This is a genomic window from Solitalea lacus (assembly GCF_022014595.1).
Classification (GTDB): Bacteria; Bacteroidota; Bacteroidia; order Sphingobacteriales; family Sphingobacteriaceae; genus Solitalea; species Solitalea lacus.
Map to the genome: position 1 here is coordinate 1,820,981 of NZ_CP091740.1, position 16,060 is coordinate 1,837,040.

Here is a 16,060-nt window from a genome sequence, read left to right on the forward strand (position 1 = left end):
GTTTATAGGTTATAGAAATTTCATTGCTTCTTTAGGAACAAACGGAGTGACATCGCCTTTGTTACGCAAAATATCACGCACAATTGTTGAGCTTATGGCAGAATATTCCGGCTTACTTAAAATAAAGATAGTTTCAATTTCAGGCTTCATGGCAGCATTAATCTGTGCAATTGCCCGTTCATATTCAAAGTCGGCCACAGAGCGAATGCCGCGAATCATGTATTGAGCACCAATCTGATTGCAGAAGTTAACGGTAAGCCCCTCATAGGTTTTAATTTCTACTTTCGGGTCGCCATTGAAAACTGCATGCACAATTTCCTGACGTTTTTCAGGCGAAAGGAAAGTAGGTTTTGTACTGTTTAGTCCAATACCGATCACCACTTTATCAAATAAAGGCATGGCTCGCTTAACGATATCAAGATGAGCAATCGTAATAGGATCAAATGAGCCTGGAAATAAAGCTATTTTCATTTTTGGGTTAAATTTAGGTTGATTTAATTTTCAACCTGACTTGAAACTTCAAAAAAACTAAATGTTGATTGACCATATTTTCTGCCTGAGGCATAATTCGGAAAATTTTGCATATTGATAAATGATGCATGTTCAATAACCAATAAGCCATTTTCTTTTAGTAAGCCTTTTTCAAAAACTTTAGCAGCAATACGTTCAGGATTAGGCATATCGTAAGGCGGATCTGCAAAAATCAAATCATACTTTGTTGTTTCTAAATCCAAATATTTAAATACATCAGCTTTGTACGTTTTTATGGCTGTAAGCTGATGCTGAGTCGCTGTTTTTTTTATGTACTCCACGCAGCCCATAAACTTATCTACCGAAGTGACCGAAGGGCAGCCTCTGGATGCCAGTTCAAAAGAAATGTTTCCTGTTCCGGCAAAAAGATCAAGTGCTGTTATTTCATCAAAATCAAACCTGTTGAATAATATATTAAACAGTGATTCTTTTGATATATCAGTGGTTGGCCTAACCGGTAAGTTTTTAGGCGCTTGTAGTCGTATGCCTTTTAACTTACCGCCTATTATGCGCATAATTCTATATTGAAAAGTGAATAAAAGCGATGTTGTGGAATTTGAGTCAGCGCTTTACTGAAATAAAGTTCGTTCGATAATTCTCCGAAATTAACTTTTCGGAAATGTTCATGTATTAACTGATAGTTGGAATCTTCAGGTTTAATATCTCCCAACATGAAAACATTCAGGTCCTTCGGACTAAACCCTAATTTAGAACAAACAAACTGAGGGAAATAGATAAATTCATCGCTGGTAGTATAGTCAAAGTGATTAAAGAAAAGTAACTTCCCATAGTTAAAAACAGCTACTTGAATGTAATTTCGCATTACGTTAATGTATAGAAGCTGTTTTTCAGTATGATTACTTTGTCTGATTAAACCCTCCAATAAGGGAGTGCCTTCATAGTAAATTTCTGCACCTGCAAAATACTGATCAGTGATTTGTTGCACCGAAGGGGGGAGCATGTAAATCTGCTTGGCACCTAATGATGGAACATGATCAATCATCAACTTTCCTTCCTGCTTGATGAAATTTACAGCAGTGTATTCATTGAGGTTCTTAATGTCGAATAAATCGACTGGAATTAAAGTATGCTCATTGGAAGGAACGATAACCTTTGTTTTTGCAAACTTTTGGCTTAAAACCTCGTCCGTTGATATAAATTTTCCAATTGAAGAGAGAGGGATATTGTCATAATTGGCAAGCGCCACAAAGCGCTGCTGATTAGGATCTAAAATACAATAACTTAATCCGTTTTCTGAAATTTTTACGGTTAAATAATATTTTGAAGTATGTTTTAACTTAAACGAATTATCTGCTATTTTAAATTGCTGTAGGTTCTGCTGCATATTTTAGGGCAATTCGTACAAAAGTACAATTAAAGTTAACAGTTAGTATTTAAAAGTACGATTGAGATTATATTTTTGAGCAAAGGACGTTCGTTTAGTTAAAATTATACCTCAATTAATTATATGCTCTCCTGAATAATGGTTTTAACGGCCTGTTGCGGTGTTGTCGGTTCTATTCCGAACTGTTGCTTGAATTTAGAACTGTTAAAAACATAATCTCTGTCATACTGATACAGCATTTCCTTAAATTCCTTCATTATTGGCATGAAAAGCCCCATAAAGCTAATTAACCATGTTGGCAAAACCATAGTTTTGGGTTTTACGTTTAACTCTCTGGCAAATAGTTCAATCCATTGTCTTCCTGTTAAGTTGCTTGAGGAAGTTGGTAAATGCCAAACCTGATTAAAAGCAGCTGAATTGTTTCCCAGAACCGCTGTAGCTTTTGCTGCATCAGGTACAAAAGTGAATGAATGGATTTTATCTGTAGTTATAAACCAGTTGGCCGCTTTTCCCTTTTTTAGATTTTTATAAACTAGTTCAACCAAGACACTGTTATGTGTTCCTATAAAATCAGCAGAACGAGCTATTAAAGCAGTTAAATTTCCCGTTTCTACTTCACTTAAAATCATATTAGCAATTTGAGCTCGTACTTTACCTTTTTTGCTTGTTGGACGAATTGGAGTTTCTTCTGTCATATCAAAAAGAAAATCCCGATCGTACATATACATATTATCAAAGAAAACCAGTTTAGCATTATGCTTTTTGCAAGCCGTTATAACGCTATGTGCTAATTCGGGCCATTTTTTTTGCCAGACTTTGGTGTTGTACTCAAAACCAATTACCAGATAGACCACCTCAGAGCCTTCTACGGCCTTGTCAACCTGATTTTTATCAGAAAGGTCAGCAGAATAAAGTTGGTCGGATTCGTTTATTTTCTTTGGATTTCTGCTTACTAACCTTATTTCTTTGGTATAGTTGGAAAGTTCTTTGGCCAGTTCAATGCCAACTGCTCCGCCTGCTCCTAAAATTGTTTGTAATGCCATGTTTAGTTAAATGTTGCCTAAAAGTATATGAAAGGATTTTTGTGGAGAATAGTAATAAGGTCTATAAAGCTTTTGTGTCGGTGAATATTGGGTTTTGCTCGGTAAACTTTCTGTTTTCAATTAAAGGTAGTGGCCGTTTATTGAATTTTCTCATAAAAAGCTTTTCTTTGCAGGTCCATGAAAACAATAAAACATCAACTTTATAAAGCTTGTCAGGATTATGTTGAACAGCGTATAAATACTATTGAAAAAGCTATAAACTCAGCACGCGAAACTGCAACTAGTGATTCCAAAAGCAGTGCCGGTGATAAATACGAAACTACACGGGAAATGATGCAGCAAGAAATAGATAGAAATACCGTTCAGTTAAATGAAGCAGTAAAGCTAAAGCAATTGCTTGCATTGATCAGCCCTGATAAAAGTTCAACAACAGTTCAATCGGGAAGTTTAGTCCTAACTAATAACGGCAACTTCTTTATTGCGATTAGCGTAGGCGGTTTAGAAGTTAACGGAGTTAAATATTTTGCCATTTCCCCGTCCTCACCAATAGGTGTCAGATTGATGAATTTAAAACCCGGCGAGCCGTTTCATTTCAACGGAAAAACGTATCTTATAAATAGTATAGAATAAAAGTAGTTGAGTTGCTAGACTTACTCTTCCTTTGAACTTTTTTTGGAGGATCGCTTTGATTCTATTTCCATTGAAACCAACCGTGCTATTAAAATTGCTGGATAAAGCTGTCCTATTAATCCTTCGAGCATTACAAAAGAGCGTGCAAACGGATGTGTCGCAGTAATATCGCCGTAGCCTGTGGTGGTTAAGGTTACAAAACTAAAATAGGTAAATTGGTTGGCTGCCTCCTCTACGGTTAGTGGGCCATCGGTGAAGTTTATGGTAAATGAGTCGGGAATTATTGAAAAGATAATACGATAACAATACGTAAATAAAATGGCAATAATAAGATATGCGGCTACAGCTCCTTCAATCCTCTTAAGGGAGATTTTTCCCTCTCCAAACACTTTTTGCAAGATCACCACCAATAAAGCAATAAAGTAAACTATTGATAGAAGTAAGTCGATACGAGTGAGTATTTGATTGTAGCTTATCGCATTTAGCCATTTAACAGCAAAGGTAATTGTTCCAATAACCATTGCAGGATATCGAACAGACCGGCGATTTGAAACTGCAAAAATTCCTGATACAAGCAAAATTGTTAAGAAGAGTTCGAGTAATATACCTGAGGTTGGAAATTGAATACTTTTTAACGGAGATAAAATAAAAACGATAAGGACTAAAATGCCTAAAACTACTGAAAAACTCCGGTCGTTTGACCAGAAATCAACCATTCTGAAGAAAAGCTTCTGCATACACGTTCAATAACGCAAGGATAGTGTTTTAATTATTAAGTTAATGAAAATGACGCTTCTTTCTGAATGTAAAATTAATTTGTTAGATAAGAAGCTAAATTATCCTTGATCTTAAATCAAAAATAACTTATAATTAAGAAAATAACTTTAGGCTATTTTAGTTAAATATCATTTTTCTTGTTGCACTTCTTTTTGTCAATTACTGAAAAAACAGCAGTATAAATTAAAACAAAAAGGTCATTTTGTCAGTTTAATTAGCTTTTACCTGTAATAATTTCTGATTAACTTTAGTCGACCTACGTTGGATAATTCTTTGATAACCCTTCTCCAAGGATATAACTATGAATTTTAACAACTTCACTATTAAAGCTCAAGAAGCGGTAAATAAGGCTTCTGAAATAGCAATGGGTTTTCAGCAACAATCCATTGAAACTGCTCATCTTCTAAAAGGAATTTTATCGGTTGATGAGAATATTGCTACTTATCTTCTCAAAAAACTGAATGTAAATATTCAACGCCTCGAAACAAGTTTGGACGAGCAAATACAGTCATTTCCTAAAGTCTCAGGCAGTAGTCTTTATCTATCTAACGATGCGACTAAGGCCCTGCAAAAAGCAAACTCATACCTGAAAGAGTTTAACGATGAGTTTGTTTCCATTGAACATATTTTACTGGGTATTTTAAGTGGAAACGATAGAACTGCAACAGTTTTAAAAGATTTAGGTGTCAACGAGAAAGATCTTAAAAAGGCAATTAATCAACTTCGGGGAGGTAGTCGTGTTACGGATCAAAACGCTGAGGCAACTTATAATGCGCTGAATAAATATGCAAAGAATTTGAATGAAATGGCACAGCAGGGTAAGCTTGATCCGGTGATTGGTAGAGATGAAGAAATTCGTCGTGTTATTCAGATTCTTTCACGCAGAACTAAAAATAATCCAATTCTTATCGGTGAGCCAGGCGTTGGTAAAACGGCCATAGCCGAAGGTATTGCACATCGTATTGTAAATGGTGATGTGCCTGAAAACCTTAAATCTAAAACCATATATTCATTGGATATGGGAGCATTAATTGCCGGGGCGAAATATAAAGGAGAGTTTGAGGAGCGTTTGAAAGCCGTGGTTAAGGAGGTGCAAAGTTCTGACGGTGAAATAATCATGTTTATTGATGAGATTCATACATTGATAGGGGCCGGAGCATCAGAAGGGGCTATGGATGCAGCTAATATTTTAAAACCAGCCTTGGCAAGAGGAGAACTGCGCTCAGTTGGAGCTACTACATTAAATGAGTACCAAAAGTATTTTGAAAAGGATAAAGCGCTTGAACGTCGTTTTCAAAAGGTAATGGTAGAAGAGCCTACCCGTGAAGATGCCATCTCTATTTTACGTGGAATCAAGGAACGCTATGAATCGCACCATAAAGTTCGGGTTAAGGATGAAGCTATTATTGCTTCAGTTGAACTATCACAACGTTACATTTCAGACCGTTTTTTACCAGATAAAGCTATTGATTTAATGGATGAGGCAGCTGCTAAATTACGGCTGGAAATGGATTCAAAACCAGAGGCGCTTGATGAACTCGATCGTAAAATTATGCAGCTGGAGATTGAGCGTGAAGCCATCAAACGTGAAAATGATGAAAAGAAACTAGCTCAGTTAAGTGAGGAAATAGCCAATTTAAGTGAGCAACGGAATGATTTAAAGGCCAAATGGCAAGGCGAAAAGGATCTTGTAGAAGAAATTCAAAATAAGAAAAAGGATTTGGAAAGCTTTAAGCTTTCTATTGAGCAAGCTAAGCGTAATGGGGATTTCGCTTATGCATCGGAACTTCAATATGCCAAATTGCCTGAAACTGAAAAGCAGATTGAGGAACTTACTCAAAAGCTGGATGATATGCAGCATGGTCAGCGTATGCTGAAAGAGGAAGTTACCGCAGATGATATTGCTGGTGTGGTTTCTCGTTGGACAGGCATTCCTATTACCAAGTTAGTTGAGAGCGAAAAGCAAAAGCTTCTTCATTTAGAAGAGGAGTTGCATAATCGTGTTGCAGGGCAGGAAGAGGCAATAGAGGCTGTTTCAGATGCGATTCGTCGCAGTAGAGCGGGATTGCAAGATCGCAAACGTCCTATCGGTTCGTTCATTTTCTTAGGTACAACTGGTGTAGGTAAAACGGAATTGGCTAAAGCTCTTGCTGAAATTTTATTTAATGACGAGCATAATATGGTTCGGATTGATATGTCTGAATACCAGGAACGACATGCCGTTTCCCGTTTGATTGGAGCTCCTCCGGGTTATGTAGGTTATGATGAAGGCGGACAATTAACAGAGGCTGTAAGACGAAGACCTTATTCTGTGATTTTGCTTGATGAAATTGAAAAGGCACATCCTGATGTGTTCAATATTTTGCTCCAGGTGCTTGATGATGGACGATTAACCGATAATAAAGGTCGTGTGGTTGATTTTAAAAATGCCATCATCATCATGACTTCAAACATCGGTTCGCAAATTATCCAGGAAAGTTTCCTTGAAATGGATGAATTCAATAAAGATGAGGTTTTGGCTCGTACTAAAAACGAGGTTTTTGAGGTGCTTAAGAAAAGCGTTCGACCAGAATTTTTGAATCGTGTTGATGAGGTGGTTATGTTTACGCCGTTGAGTCGGAAGGAAATATCTGAAATTGTACGTATTCAATTTGAAAATGTGCAACGTACCTTACGTGAGATAGGAATTGAAATGGACGCTAGTGAAGATGCTTTGGATTGGCTGGCTCAGTTGGGTTACGATCCGCAATTTGGAGCTCGTCCGTTGAAACGTGTTATGCAAAAACGGATTTTAAATGAACTTTCAAAGCAAATTTTAGCAGGAAAGGTGCAAAAGGAGTCAAAAATTAAGCTAGATATGTTCGATAATCAGTTCGTGTTTTATAATGCTGAAGACGAAAAGGAAAGTTCAAAAAAATAAGTTTCAATTGTGTGTTAATTAAAAAACGAAAGGCTGCCTTTGTAGAGCAGCCTTTCGTTTTAATTGAAAATACCTTATTTGCCCCAAGTTGCCGGATCCTTTCTCCAGGCACCAAGTGCATCAAGTTGTGATTCCTGAATAAAGCCGTGCTTTAAAGCAGTTTCAATCAGTACATTGTAGTTACTTAAACTATGAAATACGCATTTAGCTTCTTTAAAAGCTTCTTCGGTTTGCGGAAAACCATAGTTGAAAATTGAAACCAAGCCGGCAACATCGCAACCTGCAGCGCGTAACGATTCAACTGCTGCTAGCGAGCTTTTTCCGGTTGAAATTAAATCTTCAATTACGACAACACGCTCCCCGGGCTTCAATTCGCCTTCAATTTGATTGCCCATGCCATGCTTTTTAGCTTCTGAACGAACGTATGCAAATGGCAATCCTAAATCTTGCGCCACCAAAACACCTTGTGGAATACCTGCCGTAGCTACACCTGCAATAGCACCTACAGCACCAAACTCCTCATTTATAAGGCTGGTTAACTGCTGACGAATGTAGGTACGTACAGTTGGATGCGATAGAGAAACGCGATTATCACAGTAAATTGGCGATTTCCAACCTGAAGTCCAAGTGAATGGATTCTCAGGTTGCAATTTAATTGCTTTAATTTGCAGTAAAAACTCTGCAATCTTAATAGCGGATTCATTCTTTAAAGACATGGCGCAAAGGTATATAATTTATATTAAGGACACACCTCTTTTTATCACTCAGCCAAATGTATTGCCAAAAGATACAATATTCTTGCGTGTAAATGAACACACTATTCTAAATGAAGTCAAAAAAACTTTGATAGGAGAAACTCATCAGCCTATGCTTTTTGAATCAAGTTCACCTAAAGAAACAATGGCTTTTTTATGTGAAATATTTGAGTGTATTGAAGCTGCCGGAGGGTTAGTGAAAAACGTTAATGAAGAGTATCTTTTCATTTATCGTTTAGGTAAATGGGATTTACCTAAGGGGAAGTTAGAAACTGGGGAATCGGTAGTTGAATGTGCTGTTCGAGAAGTTGAAGAAGAATGTGGAATTACAGTGAACTCTGTTTCGCATGAATTGCCATCAACCTATCATGTTTATGAACTGAAAAATAAGCTCATATTGAAAAGAACTTATTGGTTTGCTATGGATTATAAAGGAAATGGTAAGTTAATTCCGCAAATAGAAGAATCTATTGAAGCCGTTAAGTGGCTGCCTAAAGAAGAGTTTAATGTCGTTTTAAATAATACCTATCCGGCGATAAAAGGACTGTTGGAAGATATAAAGTAGATTAAACCAAAGAAGCCTGCAAGATCAACCTTGCAGGCTTCTTTTCTAATACTTAACAAGGTTTGTTGAAGTATTTCAAGTATCAAAAAAAATAAGCTAAATTCAAGAGTATAGATAGAATACCCACATATTGCTAGGTGCCAATCAGAAGTTGTTCCATTCATACAATTATCTATTCTGTAAGAAAATGAATAACATTTCTCAAAGTAAAAATTTATTTACTGTTTCATGGATCATCTCAATTTTAATTATTGTAGCAAGTTGTGTCGGTTTGTTTGTGCCTGGAACATATGCAAAAGAAGCCCCTAACTGGTTAGTTCAATCAATTGGTCAGGATATTATAAATCTGTTTTTAATTAGTCCCCTGTTAATAGCAGTATCGATATTGGCATTTAAAGGCATTAAGACTGCTATGATTTTGTGGAGTGGGTTAATGATTTACCTCAATTATACTTATGTGATTTATTGTTTTGATATTCATTTTAATAAACTTTTCCTCATCTACTGCCTGATTCTAGGACTGTCTTTTTATTCCTTAATATATTTCCTTGTATCGCAAATCAAGCATCCAACTATTAAAAAAGTTAACGATCCTATGATTGTGAGAATTACAGGTATATATCTAATTGTTCTGGCTTGCCTATTTTATTTTCTATGGCTTTTAGTTGTTATTCCTGCGAATGTTAATAACACGGTCCCCAAAGATCTCCTTGAAACGAAGTTGGTGACTAATCCAATACATGTACTAGATTTATCCATTTGTTTGCCCGGTTTTTTTATCGTAGGATTAATGGTGATGAAGAAGAACTCATTAGGGTTAATAATGGCCCCGTCATTAATGGTGTTTTGCATTTTGATGGATATCACCATTGGAAGCTTGGGTGTTATTATGAAATTGAATGGTTTTATGCAAAGCTTTTTTACAACTTTTATTATGGGAGTTCTCATGCTGTTTACAACTGTTTTATTATTTCTTTATTTAAAAAATAGTGAAGGATTAATCGAATCCAAGTAGATATTATATACAAGTTTATTGATAAATATTACCCATCGAAATCGCACGACAGTTCTATAGAAGCATGTTTCTTTGCAATAACATGTTCGCCTTTAGTTTTTTAGCTGCAGAGCCTTTGTTTGGATTATAGCTGTCCTAATTAGCTGGAATTATGATAAGTATACTATTTGTCCCGATAATAAAATATAATTAACAGAATAAATATATGTTGGGTGAATTAAACAATGCTCAAATAGAAGGCCTTTTAAAAAGTCAGATTCTTGGTCGTATTGGTTGCCATGCGAATGATACAACTTTGATAGTGCCAGTAAATTATTTTTATGATGGTGCATACATATGGGCGCATTCACGTGAGGGATTGAAAATTAAAATGATGCGGGAAAATCCAAATGTTTGTTTTGAAGTTGAGGAGATTGAAAATATGGCCAATTGGCAAAGTGTAATTGCTTGGGGGGAGTATGAAGAAATAAAGGATGAAGTCGAGCGAAATAACGCGATGCAAAAGTTAATCAAACAATTGCTGCCACTCTTGGTAAGTGAAACAGCTATTCCATCTCATGGTTTAGGAACAATGAAATTGGCAATTGTTTATCGCATTCGTTTAACAAAAAAAGTTGGACGTTTTGAGAAACAATGATGTATGTTAACACAATCTTTTAATAGGTGCTAACATCGTTTAATTGATTTAATTAAGTTGAATGTCAGAAATAAAAAAAACGCCTGTAAATCAGAAGTTTACAGGCGTTTTTTGTGCCCAGGGGGGGACTCGAACCCCCAAGGGTATTCCCAACGGCTTCTGAGACCGCAACGTTTACCAATTTCGCCACCTGGGCGCATTCTTTAATTTGAATGAACTCAAACTTGAAAGTGCGCGGGATGAGATTCGAACTCACACGCCCGTTGGGCGCCACCCCCTCAAGATGGTGCGTCTACCAATTTCGCCACCCGCGCTCAAGGCTGCAAATATATAAACTCCCTCTTATTTGAAAAATAGTTTATCAGATACATTTCTTTATTTCTGAGATAATTTCCAGAGTTCAAAATTACAGTTGCTGTCAACTTGTTTTAATCCAGTGTTTTGTGTTGAAATAAAAGATAGGTAGTGTGAAATAATTTTTAGTAAAAAATATGCCCAGAAATTACTGAATTAGCTTGCCAAATCATAAATTTAAGTATGAGTTATGCAGAAAAAAAACATCAAAGTTCTGATTTTGTCAGAGTTTTTCCGTGGATTGTAGTGTTGGTTCTGGGAGTGCTGACTATGCGTACTTGTGGAAAAAACGATACTCAAGCCACAACTGTTCACCATGTAATATTGGAAAGAATAGAGTCGCTTGGAAAACTTGAAATAGTTAGATACAAGTTTAAAGATATTGTTGAACATGAGATCATACGACAATGGCTTCCTGATCCTAAAGCCTTACTGATTGTTAACGGAGAAGCGGTGGGATGTATTGATCTTACCAAAGTTAAAAAAGGAGATCTAATAACCGATGATACGACCTTAAGAATTCGTTTGCCTAAACCTGAGTTGTGTTATTATAAAATTGATCATAAAAACTCCAAAGTTTATCAAACTAACTACGCATTTTTAGTTGAAGCGGAATTGGTTGATGAGGCATATCGAAAGGCTGAAGCAGAATTAGGTTCAACAGCCCTAAAAGCTGGAATTTTAGAAGAGACCAAGGTTGGAGCAGAAAAGATACTCACACCTTTTTTTGAAGCATTTGGCTATAAGAAAATTATTTACGAGTATAAATAAATGCTTAATTGCACAAAGCAGGGTTAATATAATTGTTAACCCTGCTTTGTATATTGTTAAATCCCGAATAATCCTTTTAATTTATCCATTAGCCCGCCACTGTGATTTTCTGCTTGTTGGTTAAACAAGCTGGTAATATCATCCATGGTAAACTTTCCATCACTTCCCTTTAGCTGATTGAGAACATTGTCTAAATTAATCCCTTCGGTTTTTCCGTCTGTTAATGAGTTGAAAACGCCGTTTAAACTGAAGCTGGATTCATTGGGATCATTTGTTTTGCTAACCAAGCTATTTAAAACTTGAGGAACCAATGTTGTTGCTATGCCTTGAGCCTTGGTGGTATCCAGCCCTAGTTTTTCCATTAAGGAACCTGCAACATTTGAGGTTACATTGTTGGTAACTGCAGTGTTGTCCGTTCCTCCTGAAAACATATTCAATAAATTGGCTATGCCGCCGCTTGTTGCCTGACTTTGCAAGCTGTTAAATATAGAACTCGAGGCTACATTAATAGCTGCATCATTTTGTTCATTAGGAATGTCTGGATTTTGAACAATAGCATCATCGGCATATTGTTTTACGAGATTTAAAAGATTGTCGAGCATAATTTGTGATTTTTAGATATTTAAATTACTGATAGTATTTTGAATTTTGCATACGGAAAATATAAAATGGAAGAAATCTTTAAACAGTTAGAAAAGCCTTTAAATAAAAAATCGGTTGTTCATTTAGCTCTTCAGTTTGTCGAAAAGGGTATAACGATCAGGGAAATAATTGATCTAACATTTTTGCCCAATAAAGAACAGGGATTTAGAGCTGCCTGGATATTAGAACAGATTGCTTTTAATAATCAGGAACTATTTTTACCTGATTTTTCATATTTCTGTTCGCGTTTTCCCGAGGTGGAAAATGAAAGTTGCAAGCGACATTTTGCTAAAATAATGGAACAGTACAGCCATTATTTAAGGAACTCTTCCGCTGTAAACAAGAATCTAATGGATTCTATATGCAGCATAAATTATGAGCCGGTAATTGAGACTTTGTTTGATTGGCTTATCAATCCCAAAACAAAAACAGCAGTGATTGCTTTTAGTATGACAGCATTGTGCAATTTTCATTCGTTATACCCTTGGATAAGAGAAGAATTATTTCAACAAATACATTTCTTAATGAAAAACGGATCACCTGGTATTCAGTCTAGAGGAAAGTATTTGCTGAAAAAAATTGCCTGAAGAATAGCCAAATCCTTGAATGTTAACTTTTAAAGCTTTTACCCTTCAAAAAGAGTCAAAAAGTAGTATTTTCGTGCATCCTCAATCAAAAGATAAATTTTCCTAATGCTTTTAAGATTATTGCTTGTCCTTTTAGTCAGTTTGCATTGTGTGGTTGCCAGAGCACAAGATTCATTAATCAATATTATTCCAAAACCTGTTTCAGTTAAATCACTGGCAGGATCCTTTGCTTTAAATAATGATGTTTTATTGGTTTATAATAACGACAGCAGTCAATCAATCGCTCAGTTTTTTAAAGAATCAATAAGTATTTCTACCGGTTTAAGAGTCAATATTAGTCATGAAAACCAGTTTATAGGAAAGGAAAAATCAATCCGTTTCCATTTGTTAGGCTTTCGGGATAACATTATTGGTAGTGAAGGGTACCGTTTACAGGTGCATCCTACTTGTATAGAAATTTCAGCTAATAATACAGGAGGGCTTTTTTATGGCATGCAAACCTTGTTGCAGTTATTACCTTCTGAAATTGAAAGCCTAAAACCTGTAAACCGTCATTCATGGTCAATTCCTTGTGTAGATATCCTGGACTACCCTCGATTTGGCTGGAGAGGGATGCTGCTTGATGTAAGCAGACATTTTTTTCCAAAGGAATACGTTAAGAAATACATCGACTATATGTCGAAATATAAATACAATGTTTTTCATTGGCATTTAACAGATGATCAGGGTTGGAGGTTGGAAATAAAAAGCTTTCCGAAGCTTACTGAAATTGGGGCTTGGCGTGCACCTAGGATGGGAGAGTGGTGGTCACAGAGTCCACAGTATGATGGGGAACCTGCTACCTATGGAGGGTTTTATACGCGAAATGATGTAAAAGAAATTGTTGAATACGCGGCAGCAAGAAATATTACGGTATTGCCTGAAATCGATGTTCCTGGTCATAGTATGGCAGCTTTGGCTGCGTATCCGGAGTTATCTTGTTTGGGAGGTAATTTTAAACCCAATGTAGGTGATAAATTCTATAAGAAAATTGAAAATTCCTTCTGTATAGGTAACGAATGCAGCTTTGAATTAATGGATTCTGTTATAACAGAAGTTGCAGAAATGTTTCCTGGTAAATACATTCATATTGGAGGGGATGAATGCCATAAAGGGTTCTGGGAGAAATGTCCTAAATGCAAAGCTCGTATGAAAACCGATAGTATTTCTACACTTGAAGGTTTACAAAGCTATTTTATTCATCGAATGGAGCAATTGATTGTGAGTAAAGGAAAACGCATGATCGGTTGGGATGAAATATTAGAAGGGGGACTTGCTCCTGAAGCAACAGTTATGTCTTGGAGAGGTTTGAAAGGGGGGATTGAAGCTGCCAATATGGGGCATAATGTTATCATGACTCCTGATAAATATTGCTACCTCGATTTATATCAAGGAGACCCTGATGTTGAATATAAAACTTATTCAATGAATCGATTAAGTACAAGTTACAGCTTGGACCCTGTTCCGGAAGGAATAGATAAAAAATATATTTTGGGTGGACAGGGTAATTTATGGACTGAAAATATCCCCAATACCCGTCATTTGGAATATATGGTTTGGCCACGTGCGTTTGCTTTATCCGAAGTTTTTTGGACTCCGCAGAAAAACAGGAATTGGGATGATTTTTCCAGAAGAATGGAAGTTCAGCTTAATCGCTTCGATGCAGCACAAATTAATTATGCCAAAAGTGCTTACGATCCAATAATAAGGGTTAATAAAAATTATCAGGGAAGTTATATAATTAATGTTACTGCTGAGATTAATGGTCTTGATATTTATTATTCATTTGAAGGTCCTGATCCGGATAGTTTTTATCCAAAATACAGCCAGCCGCTGGAAATTCCTAAAGGAGCAGATACCTTTAAGGCTGTTACCTATAGAAACGGAAAGCCAATAGGTAAGGTTGTGACACTGAAAATAAAAGATTTGGATAAAAGAATGAGACAAACCAACTAAGTAGTCAAACTACATTCCATTGTTTATTCAAAAAACTGATTGACAAAATTTACGAAGAAAAGTTCCTGTGTACTTCTACTAACGGCAGTATATAACCAGCGTAAAAAATCAGTATTTACCATTTCTTCAGTTAGGTAACCCTGGTCAACAAAAACGGCTTTCCATTGCCCACCCTGTGCTTTATGGCAAGTTACCGCATAGGCGAACTTAACCTGTAGTGCATTGTAATAAGGATCTTCTTTTAACTTTTGAGCCCGTTCGCGTTTATTAACAATATGTTTGTAGTCTTCACTAATCGTTTCATAAAGTCGTTTGCTATCCGAGGAATTTAAGTTAGGGCTTTCAGAAGAAAGTGTGTCTAGCAATATTTTACAAGTTAATTCCTGTTCATCAGGATAATCCGGAAATTCTAGGGTAACTTCTGCAAATCGGAAACCATACAAATCAGAAGTGCCTTTAATACGTTTTATGCGGGCAATATCTCCGTTGGCAATAAACGCATGGTTTGATTCTTGAGGGAGCCAGAAATAGTTGTTCCTTACAACCATCAGATAGTCGCCTGTAGAAATTTCCTCTTCTCGGTAAAGAATTCTGCCTCTGATTTGTTGATTGAACAGATTGGCGCTTTTGTTTGAGCGGGTAATGATTAATGTATCTTCAATGCCATATTTATCATACGCATAATTAAGTCCTTCAATCATTTTTTCGCCGGTCATTCTAAAGGTATCAGTGTATCCTTTAGTAACTATTTGTGGAAAAGTTTCAATTTCATCTCGTATCAATTCTCGAATGCGAGTGGCATTTTCCAGAATTCCAGATTCTAATTGTTGACGAAGCACATCGGTTAACTCCACTTCGGTAACGTCCAAATGGTAGTTGGATTGCAGATACTCTTTATCTAAAGCCGGGCTATAGTTTAATCCAACAGGAGGTAACTGGGCCGTGTCGCCAACCAAAATAAGCTTACAGTTTTTTTGGTTGAAAACATATTCCAGTAAATCAGTCAATAAGTTTTGACCATAAAGGTCAGGGCCCTCCGCTTGTTGATTGGAAATCATTGAAGCCTCATCAACTATAAAAATTGTATCGGTATGAGGATTGATAGCCCTTGTAAAACCGGAAACCGGACTTGATGCATCTCGTTTACGGTAAATTTTTTTATGAATGGTAAAGGCTTCTTTTCCGGCATAGGAACTAATTACTTTTGCAGCTCTTCCGGTAGGGGCCAATAAAACAGATTTTAGTTTGTATTTGGGTAACAACTTAACTAATGCGCTTACAACTGTAGTTTTTCCCGTACCGGCATATCCGCGAACAATGAATGCTGAATCATTGTTTCGCCTGATTAAAAACTCATCTAACCCTCGAAATAACTCTTGCTGTTGAAATGTAGGCTGATAAGGAAAAACTTGTTCTAAGACGGAAGAATCAATCATTAATTAAGTACAATTGGAAGTCACAAAGGTAGCATTACTCCCTGGAACTTACATGAT

General features: G+C 36.3%; 16 protein-coding genes and 2 tRNA genes. 8 read left to right on the forward strand and 10 right to left on the reverse strand.

The window, feature by feature from the left end:
• Positions 1-9 precede the first annotated feature (9 nt).
• From coaD to L2B55_RS07710, 4 genes are all read right to left on the reverse strand, one after another.
• Positions 10-471, reverse strand: coding sequence for a pantetheine-phosphate adenylyltransferase (coaD, locus tag L2B55_RS07695; protein ID WP_237849969.1), 462 nt, complete (start codon positions 469-471; stop codon positions 10-12).
• A 23-nt stretch (positions 472-494) separates the two neighbouring features.
• On the reverse strand, positions 495-1,046 hold the full coding sequence (locus L2B55_RS07700) for an RsmD family RNA methyltransferase (RefSeq protein WP_237849970.1): 552 nt from the start codon (positions 1,044-1,046) through the stop codon (positions 495-497).
• Entirely contained in the window at positions 1,037-1,876 is an 840-nt protein-coding gene (locus tag L2B55_RS07705) for a DUF3822 family protein (protein WP_237849971.1), read from the reverse strand. Before L2B55_RS07705 ends, L2B55_RS07700 begins: the two co-directional genes overlap by 10 nt.
• A gap of 119 nt (positions 1,877-1,995) precedes the next feature.
• Positions 1,996-2,919 (reverse strand): NAD-dependent epimerase/dehydratase family protein, encoded by a 924-nt coding sequence (locus L2B55_RS07710; RefSeq protein WP_237849972.1) that lies wholly within the window; start codon positions 2,917-2,919, stop codon positions 1,996-1,998.
• A 177-nt stretch (positions 2,920-3,096) separates the two neighbouring features.
• On the opposite strand from L2B55_RS07710, the gene L2B55_RS07715 reads away from it, so the two are divergent.
• Positions 3,097-3,549, forward strand: a complete 453-nt coding sequence (locus L2B55_RS07715; RefSeq protein ID WP_237849973.1) for a 3-oxoacyl-ACP synthase — start codon at positions 3,097-3,099, stop codon at positions 3,547-3,549.
• A gap of 20 nt (positions 3,550-3,569) precedes the next feature.
• Here L2B55_RS07715 and L2B55_RS07720 read toward each other — a convergent pair whose 3' ends face one another.
• On the reverse strand, positions 3,570-4,286 hold the full coding sequence (locus L2B55_RS07720) for a potassium channel family protein (RefSeq protein WP_237849974.1): 717 nt from the start codon (positions 4,284-4,286) through the stop codon (positions 3,570-3,572).
• A gap of 341 nt (positions 4,287-4,627) precedes the next feature.
• On the opposite strand from L2B55_RS07720, the gene clpB reads away from it, so the two are divergent.
• The gene (gene clpB / locus L2B55_RS07725; RefSeq protein WP_237849975.1) at positions 4,628-7,246 is read left to right on the forward strand and encodes an ATP-dependent chaperone ClpB; all 2,619 of its coding nucleotides are present in this window, start codon (positions 4,628-4,630) and stop codon (positions 7,244-7,246) included.
• Positions 7,247-7,320: 74 nt separating this feature from the next.
• Here clpB and pyrE read toward each other — a convergent pair whose 3' ends face one another.
• The gene (gene pyrE, locus L2B55_RS07730) at positions 7,321-7,962 is read right to left on the reverse strand and encodes an orotate phosphoribosyltransferase (RefSeq protein WP_237849976.1); all 642 of its coding nucleotides are present in this window, start codon (positions 7,960-7,962) and stop codon (positions 7,321-7,323) included.
• Here pyrE and L2B55_RS07735 point away from each other — a divergent pair.
• The 3 genes from L2B55_RS07735 (at position 7,961) to L2B55_RS07745 (ending at position 10,218) form a co-directional block, all read left to right on the forward strand.
• Positions 7,961-8,566, forward strand: a complete 606-nt coding sequence (locus L2B55_RS07735; protein ID WP_237849977.1) for an NUDIX hydrolase — start codon at positions 7,961-7,963, stop codon at positions 8,564-8,566. The genes pyrE and L2B55_RS07735 overlap by 2 nt on opposite strands.
• A 187-nt stretch (positions 8,567-8,753) precedes the next feature.
• Positions 8,754-9,581 (forward strand): hypothetical protein, encoded by an 828-nt coding sequence (locus L2B55_RS07740; protein ID WP_237849978.1) that lies wholly within the window; start codon positions 8,754-8,756, stop codon positions 9,579-9,581.
• 205 nt (positions 9,582-9,786) lie between these two features.
• Positions 9,787-10,218 carry a pyridoxamine 5'-phosphate oxidase family protein gene (locus tag L2B55_RS07745; protein ID WP_237849979.1) on the forward strand — a complete coding sequence of 144 codons (432 nt, stop codon included), beginning with the start codon at positions 9,787-9,789 and terminating at the stop codon, positions 10,216-10,218.
• 114 nt (positions 10,219-10,332) lie between these two features.
• Here L2B55_RS07745 and L2B55_RS07750 read toward each other — a convergent pair.
• Together L2B55_RS07750 and L2B55_RS07755 are read right to left on the reverse strand one after the other, a co-directional pair.
• Positions 10,333-10,414, reverse strand: a tRNA-Leu gene (locus L2B55_RS07750).
• Between the two features lie 35 nt (positions 10,415-10,449).
• Positions 10,450-10,532: transfer RNA gene (locus L2B55_RS07755), tRNA-Leu, on the reverse strand.
• A gap of 223 nt (positions 10,533-10,755) precedes the next feature.
• Here L2B55_RS07755 and L2B55_RS07760 point away from each other — a divergent pair.
• Complete coding sequence (locus L2B55_RS07760; RefSeq protein ID WP_237849980.1) at positions 10,756-11,343, forward strand: DUF4230 domain-containing protein; 588 nt, start codon at positions 10,756-10,758, stop codon at positions 11,341-11,343.
• Positions 11,344-11,399: 56 nt separating this feature from the next.
• Here L2B55_RS07760 and L2B55_RS07765 read toward each other — a convergent pair whose 3' ends face one another.
• A complete protein-coding gene (locus L2B55_RS07765) occupies positions 11,400-11,945 on the reverse strand; it encodes a DUF937 domain-containing protein (protein WP_237849981.1) in 546 nt (181 codons plus the stop codon).
• Between the two features lie 66 nt (positions 11,946-12,011).
• Here L2B55_RS07765 and L2B55_RS07770 point away from each other — a divergent pair, with 66 nt between their 5' ends.
• Together L2B55_RS07770 and L2B55_RS07775 are read left to right on the forward strand one after the other, a co-directional pair.
• Positions 12,012-12,572, forward strand: a complete 561-nt coding sequence (locus L2B55_RS07770) for a hypothetical protein (protein ID WP_237849982.1) — start codon at positions 12,012-12,014, stop codon at positions 12,570-12,572.
• 105 nt (positions 12,573-12,677) lie between these two features.
• Positions 12,678-14,567 carry a beta-N-acetylhexosaminidase gene (locus L2B55_RS07775; protein WP_237849983.1) on the forward strand — a complete coding sequence of 630 codons (1,890 nt, stop codon included), beginning with the start codon at positions 12,678-12,680 and terminating at the stop codon, positions 14,565-14,567.
• 23 nt (positions 14,568-14,590) lie between these two features.
• On the opposite strand, the gene L2B55_RS07780 is transcribed toward L2B55_RS07775, so the two are convergent.
• Positions 14,591-16,003, reverse strand: coding sequence for an ATP-dependent DNA helicase (locus L2B55_RS07780; RefSeq protein ID WP_237849984.1), 1,413 nt, complete (start codon positions 16,001-16,003; stop codon positions 14,591-14,593).
• Positions 16,004-16,060: the final 57 nt, after the last annotated feature.